The sequence below is a fragment of the Ephemeroptericola cinctiostellae genome (genome assembly GCF_003339525.1).
Classification (GTDB): Bacteria; Pseudomonadota; Gammaproteobacteria; order Burkholderiales; family Burkholderiaceae; genus Hydromonas; species Hydromonas cinctiostellae.
Genome location: NZ_CP031124.1, coordinates 1,658,659 through 1,674,251 on the forward strand (window position 1 = coordinate 1,658,659; position 15,593 = coordinate 1,674,251).

The following is a 15,593-nucleotide window of genomic DNA, read 5'->3' on the forward strand; positions in this document are numbered from 1 at the left end:
TGTCATGCGCCTTAACTTAATTAACCTTAATTAAAAAGATCTGTTGGATTTACCAACCGATGTCGATGTCGAACATGTCTGCCACTTCTGCAGAACGTGTGGTGTCTTCATCGAGTGTGGCTTGAGCCACATCAAAATCATGCGAGGGGGTGACGCTGATGCTTTCGATGCGTCGTTTGGTGATGATCATGTGGGCGAATGGAATGAAAATCCCTAGGGTCAACAAGCTGGCGATAAAGCAGCCATAACGAATGAAATACAAGCGCACAATCGACAGGTCACAGGCAAAACGACTTTTGCCAATCGCGATGTGGTTCCATGATTCTTTGAAAATTAAGTCTTGCGTCAATACACGGCCAATCACGTACACCATGTAAATGAACAAAAGATAAAGCCCCGCCATAATTAAAATTTGTGATTGAGTGGGGTGTGTCATTATATTGCTGATCTCTTTAGAGAGGCCTTTTAACAATGAACTGCTTGATGCGAATGCTAAGGCCATCAAACCCAGCATCACCAAAGCCGTGACTACGATGTTCAAAATATAAATCCCAAAAAATGCCCCAGCAGAACTACTGAATTGAAAGGCGTTATTACCCCAGCGAGAGTGCTCAATGCGATAACGGCGTAACCGATAAACCACGTAGGGGAATGCCCAGCCAGCGGTAAAAATGACAATCAAGGCGCTCTTGAGGTAAATGCTGTACATGGCTTTGGCTGTGCCGACGAATCGAAAGCGTACGTTGCGGTAGCTGGAATTTCGGGTGTAAAAACGAATGCTAGAGCGATAGAGCCATGGAAATGCAATGATGAACATCAAAGAGAAAAACCCAGCCAACTTTGCACCAAAGATGTTGGTTGCATTTGAAATAAAAATCAAGCCGATGCCGATGATGCGTCCAATCAAGATTTTTTTTGGCTCCCCATGAAAACCAAAAGCAAAACCACCCAATTGGGTGTTTTGATGGACATACTGCAGTCGGCGCACTTTTGCCCAAGCTGAATAGATGCCAAGGGTCACAATGGTTAAAATCCAATTGGTCAACCACAAGGATAAATAATCCTTGCCGCGCCCAGAGAAGCTAAAACGCAACGGTGTTGCAGCCGTTGGGTGAACGGCATCCCAATCATCGGGCTGACCATCCAATGCTTTGTGTAAAGATTCATTGGCCAAAGGGTCTGGTGTGGCTTGAGAGGGGCCTTGCACTTCAAAAGCAGGTGAGATTTCAGATGAAATATGTTGATTATCCATTTGATTTTATTTGACTTTATATTTTCAAGGGTTTTCAGTGAAGGTTTTACCCAAAAAGAAATACAAACGGGCATTACCACTTCGGGTTAAACCGACGCCCAACTGAGCAGGGCCAATGGGGGTGCGCAAAGCACCAAAAACACTGCCTGAGTATTTCAAAAATCGAGTGTTGATGTCTGAAGCATGCTCCCATGTGTTACCAACTTCAAGTGATGCGCCGACAATCAGTGGGTTATTCAAGATGCTCAGAGGTGTCCGATAACGGTAAGTCAAGCTTGAGAATGCCCGATAATTGCCCACAAATTGATCTTGGGCGTAACCCGATAAATGCTGATATCCCCCCAATGTGAAAGGGGATAAATAGACATTGCCGCTGTTGTTTTGACCCGCAGCTTCCAAAGTAAAAGTAAGCGAATGGGCTTTTTTGTTCATGGCATACAGGCCAATGAAGCCCGCTTGCATGTGGCGCCGCTCATTTTGAGATGTGTTGGGGGTGACATGGGCAAAGGCATGTAAGAAATAACCTTTGGTTGGGATGTACACATCATCCAGTTGATCCAATGTGACTTGTGCATCCAATGTGGTGTGACTGAATGTCGATGAGCTGATGTTGAGTAAGGGATTAACTGTATTGCTGTACAGGTGAGCACGGCGATATGACAAACCAACACCCCATTCACCTATGCGCCCAATGGGTGTGCCTATTAAAAAGCCATACTTTTGGCGATTGCTGGTATATTCCGCACCGATGTTGTCGCTGTTTGTAAGGTAGGCTGGGTGCTTTTCATAGGATGCATGGGCATAGGGGCGAATATAGACATTGCCACTGTGGCTGAGTGGTTGGTTCAATTGCGTATCAACACTGGTTGTTTTCCCAAAGGTCAGGTGATTACGCCATTCCCCTCCAAAACTGTTGAGCCACACACGACGGTGTGATAAATGCAATGTGAATTGTTGGTCTGATAACCCATTGCTGGCAACTTCAACGCCGGCTCGAATGGCATTTTTTGCAACATCTTTTTCTTCAACTTTATAGACCAACTCATTGTAATCACCAACTTTGTCAATGGAATAACCCACCGAACCAATGCGGCCAGAGCTCATTAAGCGATTGATGTCGTTGTTAATCGCATTGATGTCGAAGTTTTGTCCTTCTTTCATGCTGATTTCAGCGCGCAGCGTTGCTGGGCTGGCCAAACCATTGGTTTGAACACGGATAAAATCAATTTTGATGTTTGGGGCTTTTTGTGGCGCATGCTTTGCCATAAGTGTTGCATACGTTGCAGATGGAACCGATAAATGCGCAAGTTGGCGTTGTATCGAGGGTGTTTCTGTCGCTTCAAAGCCAATTTTTGCTGCTTCCGCCCCCCTTTGAAACTCCAGGCTGCCGATGTCACCCAATGCGGGTTTGATGTAGACATCTTTTGGTGTTAATAAGGCGATTTGCTCGTCCATATTGCGTTTGACCAACAGATTAAGCATTTGTTCAGATACGCCAATCACACTGTTCAATTGATCTTTGGGCAGTAAGCCGCTGCTGACATCAACGGCAATGATGCGCGTAGCCCCCATGTGTTTGACCACGTCAACGGGTAGATTGCGGTCAATCATGCCATCAACCAAGAGCTTGCCATCTATTTCGACGGGAGTGAATGCGGCAGGAATGGACATGCTGGCTCGCAACGCATTCGCCAATTGACCTTGTTTGAGCACAACCATTTTCCCTGTGACCAAGTCAGCTGCAACGGCTCTAAAAGGAATGGGCAGTGTGTCAAAGTCAATGTTGTAAGGATGATCTTTCAGTATGTCTCGCAGTACTTGCTCAACTTTCGCCCCATTGGAAACCGCTGCGGGCAATGCCACTTTACCTTCTTCGGTCACGCTGACATCCACAATGACATTGCCTTTGTAGTCCAAATTGCGCGTGGTTTGAGGCAGTTCTTTACGATTGGGAGGGGCAAATGCGACTGCTGTGAGGTCGAGGTCTTTGATTTTACTTTCAATTTGTGCGATCGACATGCCACTGGCATACATGCCACCAATCAGTGCGCCTGCGCTGGTACCCGCGATGTAATCGATCGGAACATGCTGGGCTTCAAGTGCTTTTAAAACCCCCAAGTGCGCCAAACCGCGTGCGCCACCGCCAGATAAAACCACACCTATTTTTTCATGGGTCTCTTTTGTCGCATTCGCCGTGATTTCTGAATCCTTGGCAGCCTGAGGCGGGGCGATGCTGTCTTTGGCATGGGCATTGGCAGATGCAAAGCCAGCCAAAATCAATAGCCCTAAAATACTTGAACGACTCCAAATGGTTTGATTGCCCATCATGTTGCTAATCCCATTTTATATAACATTTGTAAACCCAAGCCAATGAGCATGCAAGCGAAAATCTTTTTAAGGGTTGCCACATTCCACCGTTGCGCGGCTTTCGCACCGATGGGTGCAAAGATCACGCTGGTCAATGCAATGCCCAATACAGCTGGTATGTAGATGTAAGCATATGTCAAAGGAGGCAAGCCTGAAGTTGACCAGCCTGTGATCAAATAACCCAAAACTGCAAACACAGCGATTGGAAAGCCCAGTGCTGCAGAGGTCCCAATGGCCAAGCGTGCAGGCACATTGCACCATATCATAAATGGAACAGAAATGAAGCCGCCGCCTGCTGAAATTAATGTTGAAAGCGCGCCAGTCGCATTACCAACCCCAAACAATGCCGCGCTGCCAGGTAACGTACGAGAAGGTTTAGGTAGGCGGTTGTTGAGCATGCTGTAAGCCGTGTAAAAAGCAAAGGCCACAAATACAGCGCGCAGGGGGGCAACAGGGGTGATGTGAACCAAATAAGCACCAACGAGCGTACCAAGCATGATGCCAGGAACCACATGTTTGACCACATCCCAGCGCACATTGTTGTGCGAAGCGTGTGAACGCATGCTTGAAAAAGCGGTGAAAGCAATGGTGGCGGTTGAGGTCGCGAGTGCGATTTTGTGAAGATCGGGGTGGCTGAAGCCTTGGGCTTGTAAAATCCAAGTGAGCAGCGGTACAGTGATTAAACCACCGCCCACACCAAGTAAGCCAGCCATAAAACCCACAAGGCAACCCAAAAGAGGGTAAGCGAGCCAAATCAAATCCATGTTGTCCTCGTTCCAGTGCAACACGCATCGATCATTGTCGGTGGCGCGTTTAATTAAGCTGAAAAACGCAGGTCAAAATCATCATACATTCGATGCGGGTGTGAAAAAATAGAAATATGCTGTAGAAATAAAAATTTCCCGCACCAATCGTTTAGCCGTACTCTTGAACCATGCGGTTCAAGAGCGCTACAAGCAATCAAACATTGGGTTCATCTGACAGAGAGATGCTCACGCCTGCTTGATGATATTTTGTAGCTAATAAGTGCTTATAGGGTCAAGAGTAAGGGCTGTAAAATCGCGAAAGGCGCAGGAAACGTTGACATTGTATCAGAACCAATGGTTGATTGTAAGGTTCTCTTTGCATCATTTTAAAACTAAAAATTAGACTGTCCTTGCAGCAAGGTCGTTCCCTCTAAGGGCTTATTTGTTAAGGGAATGGGAAAAGAAGATGTGAGTAGGCGGAGGGGGTAAGGGGCTGTTTATTTAGCAAGCAGGATTGATGTGGGCGAATTCGAAATAGCTTACACAATCTTTTGATGCTTCTTAATTATGGCCAATATCGTCTTTGACAAGGCTTCTCACTTGAGGTGTGGAAAAAGCAAGTTTTTACTTTTTCCACATTCCAATTCTATTAAGCATTAAGAGCTTTTCAATACGGGTGGCGATGTGTAACGTTCAATGGGGGTTTCTGAAAATTTGATTGGATTGGCCACCAAGCGACTGCCATCATCAGCCGTCACCACCATGTTGCGCGACAACAGTTGTTCGTCTGCAAATACGCGATCGATGGTGTTGATCGGGCCACATGGAAAACCCCGTTGCTCACCCAAAGTGATCCATTCTTTGATGTTTTTGCCCATCAAGGAAGGGGCTAAAGCCATTTCTAGTTCGATGCGGTGCTTGACTCGAGCCGCATTACTCGAAAAACGTTCATCTTGCGCGAGGTCAAGGCAACCTGCGGCATCACATAAAGCGGTGAACTGTCGGTCATTACCAACCGCCATCATCACGTAACCATCAGCAACTGACATGGGTTGATAGGGCGCAATTGAGGGGTGGGCACTGCCTTTACGAGTCGGCACATCACCACTCAAGAGGTAAGTTGAAGCTTGATTGGCAAGCATGGCGGCTTGAACATCAAACAATGCCAAATCGATGTGCTGACCGATACCCGTCTGTTCGCGGTAGCTGAGTGCCGCCAGAACAGCTGTGGTTGCATACATGCCTGTCATTAAGTCAACCACGGCCACGCCGACTTTTTGTGGTGCACCATCGGCTTCGCCTGTGATGCTCATCAATCCACCCATCGCTTGAATCAGTGCATCATAGCCAGGGCGCTCTTTGTAAGGACCCGTTTGACCAAAACCCGTGATGGAGCAATAAATGATGTGGGGATTAATTAATCGAATGCTGTCATAGTCCAATCCATATTTGTGTAGTCCGCCTACTTTGTAATTTTCAATGAGGACATCAGCATCTTTAATCATGTCCAACAGCGTGGCTCTGTCAGTGGCCTGCGTGAAATCGAGGCTGATATTGGTTTTGTTGCGATTGCAGCAAAAGAAATAAGCGGCATCACGTGAACCATCGGTTCGCTCAACAAACGGAGGCCCCCATCGGCGGGTGTCGTCTCCATCTGGATGTTCAATTTTAATCACCTGTGCGCCCATGTCACCGAGTGTTTGGCTGGCAAAAGGGCCTGCAAGGATGCGAGATAAATCTATGATTTTTAAATGAGATAAGGCTTGTGGCATGCTTTTTCCTGGAGGGGTTGTTTTTTAAAATGATACCCCATGGAAACAGTTTATAAAAGTTGATATTGAAGTGGTCGGTGACACTGTTGGGTTTTGGATAAGTGCTATGAGTGATCTTAAAGCCCATATAAAACAACTGTTTAATGTTGATTTATGTAACATAAACTAAAGTTTGTTTGATTTTGTATTAATTATGTTGATTTTAAAAGTAATTGTCCTATAATCGTATTAATAACTATTGTGATGATTTTCTGTACTTTGCCTTGATTGCGTGATTCAACATCTTTTTTAATTAAAAATAATTCAAATAATAAATATTTTTTTGATTGGTAAGTTGTTAACTTAGGCCGTTTTTCTTTATCTGCCTCCCTTTTATTTCTATCAATTGTTTTGATTTTCTGGAGCTTTTATCCAGTTGTTTGAAACTTTTTACTTTGGCTGCCAGCAAGCTTTGTACTTTGGGGCAATTTTAAGTTCTTTCTGTCTCCCATTGGTGTGCTTCGAAATAAGAATTCAAGGGTTTTATTGACACGTTTATCCTGAAGGAGTGTTGTCATGAATAAGATTTATAAAAGTATTTTCAATAAAAAACTGGGCGTATGGGTGGCCGTATCTGAAAATACGACAGCACAAGGAAAACCATCAAAAATGGGTGTGGCCACATTGCTAGGAGAAGGTGTGGTTGTTGGAGGAATGCTTTTGATCAGTCCAATCGCCAATGCCACATTGATTGTTGGATCGACGACTTATGATGGTGCTTGCCAGTTCACCATGTCTGGTGGCTCAGCAGTTAAAATTGAATACAATCAATACGCTGGAACTTTAATTAATCCCGCAACAGGATACGTGTACAACATTGATCCATCTGATGGATTACCTTACACGGCCCAAGATTGTATTAATCAAATGGGTGCTGTGACGACAGATATTGCGAGTACCAGCAGTGCAATCGCATCCCTGTCGACTTTAACCTCTTCTGGTTTATCCACTGTAAACAGTTCTGTGTCCTCTCTGTCAACCTTAACTTCTTCTGGGTTATCGACAGTAAAAAGTTCAGTGGCCTCATTGTCAACAACGACATCATCTGGATTTTCTACGATAGGCAGTGCAGTTGCATCCCTGTCATCGGTTGTTTCCACTCTTGGAAGTGCTGGGAGCGCGATCGCATCGTTGTCTTCTTTAACATCCACTGTTGTCAGCACGACAAACAGCTCTGTTGCTTCTTTGTCTTCTGTCGTGTCTTCTATGGGGAATTCAAACAGCGCGATTGCGTCGTTGTCAACGTTGGCAGGCAGCAGCATTGCCTCTTTATCAAGCATCACGGGCAGTGGCATCGCTTCATTGTCAACTGCAATCAGTACGGCCACCAGCACGACATTGAGCACTTCAAACAGCGCGATTGCATCGTTGTCAACATTGACAGGCAGCAGCATTGCCTCTTTATCAAGCATCACCGGCAGTGGCATCGCTTCGTTGTCAACTGCAATCAGCACGGCTGCCAGTACCACATTGAGTACTTCAAATAGCGCGATTGCGTCGTTGTCAACATTGACAGGCAGCAGCATTGCCTCTTTGTCAAGCATCACTGGTAGCGGCATCGCTTCGTTGTCAACCGCGATCAGCACAGCCGCCAGCACCACGTTGAGCACTTCAAATAGTGCAATCGCGTCATTGTCGACCTTGACTTCAAGTGGATTGAGCAGTGTGGACAGTGCGGTGGCTTCCTTGTCAAGCATCACCGGCAGTGGCATCGCTTCGTTATCAACCGCGATCAGCACAGCTGCCAGCACGACATTGAGCACTTCAAATAGTGCAATCGCGTCGTTGTCGACCTTGACTTCAAGTGGATTGAGCAGTGTGGACAGTGCGGTGGCCTCTTTGTCAAGCATCACCGGCAGTGGCATCGCTTCGTTGTCAACCGCGATCAGCACAGCTGCCAGCACGACATTGAGCACTTCAAATAGTGCAATCGCGTCGTTGTCGACCTTGACTTCAAGTGGATTGAGCAGTGTGGACAGTGCGGTGGCTTCCTTGTCAAGCATCACCGGCAGTGGCATCGCTTCGTTGTCAACCGCGATCAGTACGGCTGCCAGCACCACGTTGAGCACTTCAAACAGCGCAATCGCGTCGTTGTCAACGTTGACAGGCAGCAGCATTGCCTCTTTATCAAGCATCACCGGCAGCGGCATCGCTTCGTTGTCAACTGCAATCAGCACGGCTGTCAGCACGACATTGAGCACTTCAAATAGTGCAATCGCGTCATTGTCGACCTTGACTTCAAGTGGATTGAGCAGTGTGGACAGTGCAGTGGCTTCCTTGTCAAGCATCACCGGCAGTGGCATCGCTTCATTGTCAACTGCAATCAGTACGGCCACCAGCACGACATTGAGCACTTCAAACAGCGCGATTGCATCGTTGTCAACATTGACAGGCAGCAGCATTGCCTCTTTATCAAGCATCACCGGCAGTGGCATCGCTTCGTTGTCAACTGCAATCAGCACGGCTGCCAGTACCGCATTGAGTACTTCAAATAGCGCGATTGCGTCGTTGTCGACCTTGACAGGCAGCAGCATTGCCTCTTTATCAAGCATCACCGGCAGCGGCATCGCTTCGTTGTCAACCGCGATCAGTACGGCTGCCAGCACCACGTTGAGCACTTCAAACAGCGCGATTGCATCGTTGTCAACATTGACTTCAAGTGGATTGAGCAGTGTGGACAGTGTGGTGGCTTCCTTGTCAAGCATCACTGGCAGTGGCATCGCTTCCTTGTCAACCGCGATCAGCACGGCTGCCAGCACCACGTTAAGCACTTCAAATAGCGCGATTGCGTCGTTGTCAACGTTGACAGGCAGCAGCATTGCTTCTTTATCAAGCATCACCGGCAGCGGCATCGCTTCGTTGTCAACCGCGATCAGTACGGCTGCCAGCACCACGTTGAGCACTTCAAACAGCGCAATCGCGTCGTTGTCAACGTTGACAGGCAGCAGCATTGCCTCTTTATCAAGCATCACCGGCAGCAGCATTGCCTCTTTATCAAGCATCACCGGCAGCGGCATCGCTTCGTTGTCAACTGCAATCAGCACGGCTGCCAGCACCACGTTGAGCACTTCGAACAGCGCAATCGCGTCGTTGTCGACCTTGACTTCAAGTGGATTGAGCAGTGTGGACAGTGCGGTGGCTTCCTTGTCAAGCATCACGGGCAGTGGCATCGCTTCATTGTCAACTGCAATCAGTACGGCTGCTAGCACCACGTTGAGCACTTCGAACAGCGCAATTGCTTCGTTGTCGACCTTGACTTCAAGTGGATTGAGCAGTGTGGACAGTGCCGTGGCCTCTTTGTCAAGCATCACCGGCAGTGGCATCGCTTCATTGTCAACTGCAATCAGTACGGCCACCAGCACGACATTGAGCACTTCAAACAGCGCGATTGCATCGTTGTCAACATTGACAGGCAGCAGCATTGCCTCTTTGTCAAGCATCACTGGTAGCGGCATCGCTTCGTTGTCAACCGCGATCAGCACAGCCGCCAGCACCACGTTGAGTACTTCGAGCAGCGCAATTGCATCGTTGTCAACATTGACAGGCAGCAGCATTGCCTCTTTGTCAAGCATCACCGGCAGTGGCATCGCTTCGTTGTCAACCGCGATCAGTACGGCTGCTAGCACCACGTTGAGCACTTCGAACAGCGCAATTGCTTCGTTGTCGACCTTGACTTCAAGTGGATTGAGCAGTGTGGACAGTGCCGTGGCCTCTTTGTCAAGCATCACCGGCAGTGGCATCGCTTCATTGTCAACTGCAATCAGTACGGCCAGCAGCACAACGTTGAGTACTTCGAACAGTGTAATTGCATCGTTATCGACCTTGACAGGCAGCAGCATTGCCTCTTTATCAAGCATCACGGGCAGTGGCATCGCTTCGTTGTCAACTGCAATCAGTACGGCTGCCAGCACCACGTTGAGCACTTCGAACAGCGCTATTGCTTCGTTGTCGACATTGACTTCAAGTGGATTGAGCAGTGTGGACAGTGCGGTGGCTTCCTTGTCAAGCATCACAGGCAGTGGCATCGCTTCGTTGTCAAGCGCAATCAGCACGGCTGCCAGCACCACGTTAAGCACTTCGAATAGCGCAATTGCATCGTTGTCAACGTTGACAGGCAGCAGCATTGCCTCTTTATCAAGCATCACTGGCAGTGGTATCGCTTCGTTGTCAACCGCGATCAGCACAGCCGCCAGCACCACGTTGAGCACTTCAAATAGTGCAATCGCGTCATTGTCGACCTTGACTTCAAGTGGATTGAGCAGTGTGGACAGTGCGGTGGCTTCCTTGTCAAGCATCACCGGCAGTGGCATCGCTTCGTTGTCAACTGCAATCAGCACGGCTGCCAGCACCACATTGAGTACTTCAAATAGCGCAATCGCGTCGTTGTCGACATTGACTTCTTCAGGTTTTGTTCGAGTCGATGGCTCTGTGGCCTCCTTGTCTACCTTAACGTTTGTTGGGTTGAGTTCTGTTAATAGCTCAGTGGCTTCATTGTCCTCCGTTGTCTCCGTTGTTGCTTCAACAACATTGAGCACTGCAAACAGTTCAATTGCTTCTTTGTCGACCACCACTTCAACAGGTTTAAGTGGTGTCAACAGCGCAGTGGCATCTTTGTCAAGCGTCGTTTCTACTGCGGTTTCGACAACTTTAAGCACGGCCAACAGTTCGATTGCATCGTTGTCAACAACGACGTCAACGGGTTTTGATAATGTGAACAGTTCAGTGGCTTCATTATCAACAGTGGTTTCTGGTATTGCTTCAACCACGCTGAGCACAGCCAACAGCACAATTGCTTCATTGTCAACAACGACATCAACAGGCTTGAGCACAGTAAGCAGTTCAGTGGCTTCGTTATCGACAGTGGTTTCTGGCATTGCTTCTACCACGTTGAGCACAGCCAACAGCACAATTGCTTCATTGTCAACAACGACATCAACAGGCTTGAGCACAGTAAGCAGTTCAGTGGCTTCGTTATCGACAGTGGTTTCTGGCATTGCTTCTACCACGTTGAGCACAGCCAACAGCACAATTGCCTCATTGTCAACAACGACGTCAACGGGCTTGAGTGCGGTGAACAGTTCAGTGGCTTCATTGTCAACATTGGTGACAAAAGGTTCGAAATACTTTCAAGCCAACTCGACGGAAGCGGGTGCCAATGCTGAAGGCCAAAACTCAGTTGCCATTGGTCCAAACTCGGTTGCATCCGGTGAAAACTCAGTTGCAATTGGGAACGGTGCAACGGCTTCGTCCCCGAATTCTGTGGCTTTGGGCGCAAACTCTATCGCAAATGGTAGTTCACTCAGTAATTACACGCCATTTAATCCAACGGGTACCGCTGCTGGAATCAACCCTGTTGGCGAAGTGTCAGTGGGGGCTGCTGGGCAAGAGCGCGTCATTACCAATGTGGCGGCAGGTTCAGCGCCTACGGATGCAGTCAATGTGAGCCAATTGAGTGGTCTGCAACACTCTTTAAATCAAGAAATTAAAGGGTTGAAAAATGGTGTGGCAGCTGCGATGGCCATGCAAATGCCCACGTTGAATATTCCAGGTCGTGTTGTGCTCCATACAGGTGTGGGTAATTACGATGGTGCGACTGCATTTGCAGTGACAGGGAAGTACACCGCGATCAGCAATCGTTGGAATCTTGGAGCGGGTGTATCTGTTTCTGGAGGCAAGGTGGGGGTTGCTGCGGGCGCTGATTTCGTGATGGACTGGGGGCATGATTATCACAACGAATATGGAACACGTTATCTTTATGTGCCTGTTCAACCCGCTGGCGGTACTTTGAATACCCCTTTGAACCCCATACCTAAGAAATAGTTTTTTGCTTTGAATCCCCCCTCGCCATATCCATTGCGAGGGGGGTATAAGAAATATTGTTTTGTTATGAGTTGGTATAACATGGCTTGATGTTTCCGATGCTTGTCTGGTGTGATGCTGGAAATATGCTTTTATTGACGTATAATTGATTCGTTACTAAAGGATAAGCAATGATTCATGTATATGGCGTCTTTTTACCAAAAACCATTTTGACTGAATACGCCAGTGCCATTGATGTGTTCCGCATCGCCAATCAGTTTGGTGGGGATTTTATGTGGCACAGCGTTGCGCCTGCGTCTGCTCATGTTTTAACAGATGCTGCGCAATTGGTTGTACCGAAATGTGAGGTTTTGCCTGAAAGTCTGCCCGATGGTTCGGTGGTGGTCATTCCTGGATCTTTGGCGATTCCTTTGGAAATGAATGATCCAGCATTTTTATCTGTTATGGATTGGCTTAAGCATGTGATTCATGAAGGGGTCACTGTATGCGCCATTTGTTCGGGTGCCTTTGTGGTGGCAGGTGCTGGTTTGCTCAACGGCTTTGATGCCACCACACACCATTCACTGTGCGATCGTTTGGCGCAATTTCACCCAACGGTGCGTGTGAGGCCTCAACGGGCGGTCGTTCGGTCGAGTGGACGCAAGACACATGTGTGGACATGCGCAGGTTTATCTTCAGGGATCGACATGTTGCTACACGCCCTTGGCGAGTTGGCTGGGGCGACCGTGATGCAGAACACCATGCGTGAAATGGTGGTGTATTTTCAACGCAGCTTGGAAGATGAGCAAATGTCCCCATGGTTACGAACTCGTCACCATGCCCATGCGGGTGTTCATCGGGTGCAAGACATGCTTCAGAAAGAATTCGATCAGCCTCATGATTTAAATAGCCTAGCAAGCACGGCGTGCATGAGTCCACGCAATTTGACTCGGTTATTTAAACAAAATACAGGCATGAGCGTGGTGCAATACCAGCAATGGGTTCGTGTGTCGGCACTGAAGAAATTTTTAAGTAATGGTGCTTACAGTGTTGAAAAAGCGAGTTTAGCAGCTGGTTTTGGCTCGGCACGACACGCACGCTATGTGTGGGGTAAATTTGAAAAAGGCTCAATAGCTGCGTTTCGAGCGGGCTAAATGTCGTGCAACTTAAATGTCGTGCAATTTTTTAAAAGGCAAAGCAGCGCATGCCTCTTCATAATACGCCAAAATACCCAGCCGTTCGCGCTTAACATAATGCTGCACCGCTTGCATGAATTGCCCGTCGTGCAACCAATGCAACGACTGTGTGTAAGCAGGTGAAAAGCCACGTAATAATTTGTGTTCGCCCTGCGTGCCAGGGTCAAAGTAACGCAAGTGATGCTTTAAGGCATAAGAAATGCCTTGGTAATAACACACTTCAAAATGCAGGCAATCCACATCCTCTACAGCACCCCAATAACGACCATACAGCGTTTGATCGTCTTTAAAAAACAACGCCGCAGCCAGTTGGTCGCCATTGGCTAGTTGGGCAATTTGTAAGGTCATGTGTTGAGGCATGTTTTGACCCAATTGCTCAAAGAATGCCTGATTCAAATACGGCCGCTGACCTCGGATGTGGTAGGTGCGTGCATAGCAAGTGTAGAAAAACGCCCAATCATCAGCGTTGATGTCTACCCCCTCAATAAAACGGCATGAAATACCTGCCCGCGTGATTTTTGCACGTTCTGCTTTGATGTTTTTGCGCCGTTTGGCGGTCATTGTCGCCAAAAAACCATCGAAATCACCAAAATCCTGATCCGTCCATAAAAACTGACAGCCGTGCCGTAACGCCAATGGCATACCCGATTGCTGAAAAGCAACCACATCCTGCGCCTTAAGAAATAAACCATGCCATGAGGAAGCGTTGATCTGCTCGGCAATCTGTCGTACGCCATGAAGCAACAACGGCAGCACATCATTCAAATGAACCCCTGCCATCAACCACACACGAGCCCCTGTAACGGGTGTGAAAGGAACCGCACTGACCAAACGAGGATAATAATCCAACCCATTGTGTGCATAGGCTTGAGCCCAAGCATGATCAAACACGTATTCCCCACGGTTGTGGCTTTTGATAAACAAGGGCAGTAAAGCCATGGCCTGTCCCTCATCGTCGAGCAAAAGCAAGTGCTGTGACCACCAGCCGCACTCATTGGATATGGCGCCACTGTTTTCCAACGCCAACCAAAAGGCGCGTGATAGAAAAGGTGAATGGCTGTGCAAGAACAGCCCATCTGGGGCTTCGGCCATGCTGTGAAGTATTTTAATGGAAGGCATTTGGGCATTCTAAAGCAATTTAAGCCATCAAGCGCAGACTTGCTGGCGTGGATTTGTGATGCCGTTGAGAAAACAGCAAGCGCCTTGATTTGCACACTGGAGGCATTCACAGTTTGGGTCTTTTGGCGTACAATGCTCGGTACTTCGCATAAAAAACGCATCAAAGCACACGGACAATAACATGAAGCATACATACGCAAGAATCATAGGCACAGGCAGTTGCGTGCCCAATGAACCCATCACAAACGCCATGCTGGTTGAACGTTTAGCAGCAAAAGGCATTGAAACCTCCGATGAGTGGATTCGTGATCGCTCAGGCATCACCCAACGTTATTGGGTGAGTGAAGGACAAACGGTCAGCTCATTGGCCGAGGTGGCGGCTAAAAATGCCCTTCAAATGGCTGGCATTGGCGCGGATGAACTTGATTTAATCATCTTTGGTACGACCACCAGCGACATGATGTTCCCCAGCGCAGGTTGTTTGTTGCAATCGCGCATTGGTGCAAAAAAGGCTGCTGCTTTTGATGTTGTCGCTGCGTGCAGCGGTTTTATTTACTCCATGACCATGGCCAATGCCATGATCCAAGCGGGTCAGGCAAAAAATGTTTTGGTGGTTGGCGGCGACGTGATTTCACGTTTGCTGGATTGGAATGACCGCACCACCAGTGTATTGTTTGGTGATGGTGCAGGCGCAGTGGTGTTGCAAGCCTCTGAAGAGGCAGGGATTTTGTCGTGCAAAATCCACTCGGATGGTGACTTATCCTCTATTTTATATAGCACGGGTGTGATTAAAAATGGTGAAATCGTCGGTAACCCTTTCATCACCATGGATGGTCAAGCGGTGTTTAAAAATGCCGTTAAAGTGTTGGGTGATGTCGCACTGGAAGTGCTTGACGATGCACACATGGGTGTTGAGCAGCTTGATTGGTTCATTCCGCATCAAGCCAATATCCGCATCATGCAAGCTGCTGCCAAGCGTTTGAATGTTCCTACAGAAAAAGTGATCGTCTCTGTTGACCAGCATGGCAATACATCAGCCGCTTCAGTGCCGTTGGCGCTCGATATGGCTGTGCGCGATGGTCGAATTCAGAAAGGGCAAACCTTGCTTTTACAAGGTGTGGGCGGTGGCTTCTCATGGGGTGCCAGCCTGTTGAAGTTTTAGGATCATGCAAATATGATGCCGTTGTTTTGATTAAATATTGCTTAAACGAATTGAGTTTTAACTGAAATACTGGTTTTTCGATAGGTTTAAAAAGATGAGCAACATCAGAGCCACGAAAAATCAAAAAAACAAGTGTAAAAA

At 47.8% G+C, this 15,593-nt stretch carries 9 protein-coding genes and 2 pseudogenes; 4 read left to right on the top strand and 7 right to left on the bottom strand.

Annotated elements, in window-relative coordinates; all coding sequences use genetic code 11:
• Positions 1-49: 49 nt before the first annotated feature.
• The 4 genes from DTO96_RS07535 to DTO96_RS07550 form a co-directional block, all read right to left on the bottom strand.
• Complete coding sequence (locus DTO96_RS07535) at positions 50-1,252, bottom strand: YjgN family protein (protein WP_114562933.1); 1,203 nt, start codon at positions 1,250-1,252, stop codon at positions 50-52.
• A 24-nt stretch (positions 1,253-1,276) separates the two neighbouring features.
• The gene (locus DTO96_RS07540; protein ID WP_114562934.1) at positions 1,277-3,580 is read right to left on the bottom strand and encodes a patatin-like phospholipase family protein; all 2,304 of its coding nucleotides are present in this window, start codon (positions 3,578-3,580) and stop codon (positions 1,277-1,279) included.
• On the bottom strand, positions 3,577-4,383 hold the full coding sequence (locus DTO96_RS07545; protein ID WP_114562935.1) for a sulfite exporter TauE/SafE family protein: 807 nt from the start codon (positions 4,381-4,383) through the stop codon (positions 3,577-3,579). Before DTO96_RS07545 ends, DTO96_RS07540 begins: the two co-directional genes overlap by 4 nt.
• Before the next feature lie 638 nt (positions 4,384-5,021).
• Positions 5,022-6,137, bottom strand: coding sequence for a CaiB/BaiF CoA transferase family protein (locus DTO96_RS07550; RefSeq protein WP_114562936.1), 1,116 nt, complete (start codon positions 6,135-6,137; stop codon positions 5,022-5,024).
• Positions 6,138-6,692: 555 nt separating this feature from the next.
• Here DTO96_RS07550 and DTO96_RS12935 point away from each other — a divergent pair.
• A pseudogene (locus DTO96_RS12935) lies at positions 6,693-6,782 on the top strand (ESPR domain-containing protein); the annotation flags it as partial.
• A 257-nt stretch (positions 6,783-7,039) separates the two neighbouring features.
• Here the strand turns inward: DTO96_RS12935 and DTO96_RS12940 are convergent.
• Both DTO96_RS12940 and DTO96_RS13245 read right to left on the bottom strand, forming a co-directional pair.
• Positions 7,040-11,170, bottom strand: coding sequence for a hypothetical protein (locus DTO96_RS12940; protein WP_225972451.1), 4,131 nt, complete (start codon positions 11,168-11,170; stop codon positions 7,040-7,042).
• Positions 11,171-11,482: 312 nt separating this feature from the next.
• Positions 11,483-11,614 carry a hypothetical protein gene (locus DTO96_RS13245; RefSeq protein ID WP_505661229.1) on the bottom strand — a complete coding sequence of 44 codons (132 nt, stop codon included), beginning with the start codon at positions 11,612-11,614 and terminating at the stop codon, positions 11,483-11,485.
• On the opposite strand from DTO96_RS13245, the pseudogene DTO96_RS13250 reads away from it, so the two are divergent.
• A pseudogene (locus DTO96_RS13250) lies at positions 11,583-11,996 on the top strand (YadA-like family protein); the annotation flags it as partial. The gene DTO96_RS13245 and the pseudogene DTO96_RS13250 overlap by 32 nt on opposite strands.
• 170 nt (positions 11,997-12,166) lie before the next feature.
• The gene (locus DTO96_RS07560; protein ID WP_114562937.1) at positions 12,167-13,129 is read left to right on the top strand and encodes a GlxA family transcriptional regulator; all 963 of its coding nucleotides are present in this window, start codon (positions 12,167-12,169) and stop codon (positions 13,127-13,129) included.
• 12 nt (positions 13,130-13,141) lie between these two features.
• Here the strand turns inward: DTO96_RS07560 and DTO96_RS07565 are convergent, their stop codons facing one another.
• Positions 13,142-14,290: a GNAT family N-acetyltransferase gene (locus tag DTO96_RS07565; RefSeq protein ID WP_114562938.1), complete on the bottom strand. Its 1,149-nt coding sequence runs from the start codon at positions 14,288-14,290 to the stop codon at positions 13,142-13,144.
• A 181-nt stretch (positions 14,291-14,471) separates the two neighbouring features.
• On the opposite strand from DTO96_RS07565, the gene DTO96_RS07575 reads away from it, so the two are divergent.
• Positions 14,472-15,452 carry a beta-ketoacyl-ACP synthase III gene (locus DTO96_RS07575; protein ID WP_114562940.1) on the top strand — a complete coding sequence of 327 codons (981 nt, stop codon included), beginning with the start codon at positions 14,472-14,474 and terminating at the stop codon, positions 15,450-15,452.
• Positions 15,453-15,593: the final 141 nt, after the last annotated feature.

Excerpts from the sequence above, each read along its gene's own strand:
- DTO96_RS07550 (WP_114562936.1), bottom strand. The coding sequence starts at position 6,137 with ATGCCACAAGCCTTATCTCATTTAAAAATCATAGATTTATCTCGCATC.
- DTO96_RS07540 (WP_114562934.1), bottom strand. The coding sequence starts at position 3,580 with ATGATGGGCAATCAAACCATTTGGAGTCGTTCAAGTATTTTAGGGCTA.
- DTO96_RS07575 (WP_114562940.1), top strand. The coding sequence starts at position 14,472 with ATGAAGCATACATACGCAAGAATCATAGGCACAGGCAGTTGCGTGCCC.
- DTO96_RS07545 (WP_114562935.1), bottom strand. The coding sequence starts at position 4,383 with ATGGATTTGATTTGGCTCGCTTACCCTCTTTTGGGTTGCCTTGTGGGT.
- DTO96_RS07560 (WP_114562937.1), top strand. The coding sequence starts at position 12,167 with ATGATTCATGTATATGGCGTCTTTTTACCAAAAACCATTTTGACTGAA.
- DTO96_RS07565 (WP_114562938.1), bottom strand. The coding sequence starts at position 14,290 with ATGCCTTCCATTAAAATACTTCACAGCATGGCCGAAGCCCCAGATGGG.
- DTO96_RS07535 (WP_114562933.1), bottom strand. The coding sequence starts at position 1,252 with ATGGATAATCAACATATTTCATCTGAAATCTCACCTGCTTTTGAAGTG.
- DTO96_RS12940 (WP_225972451.1), bottom strand. The coding sequence starts at position 11,170 with ATGCCAGAAACCACTGTCGATAACGAAGCCACTGAACTGCTTACTGTG.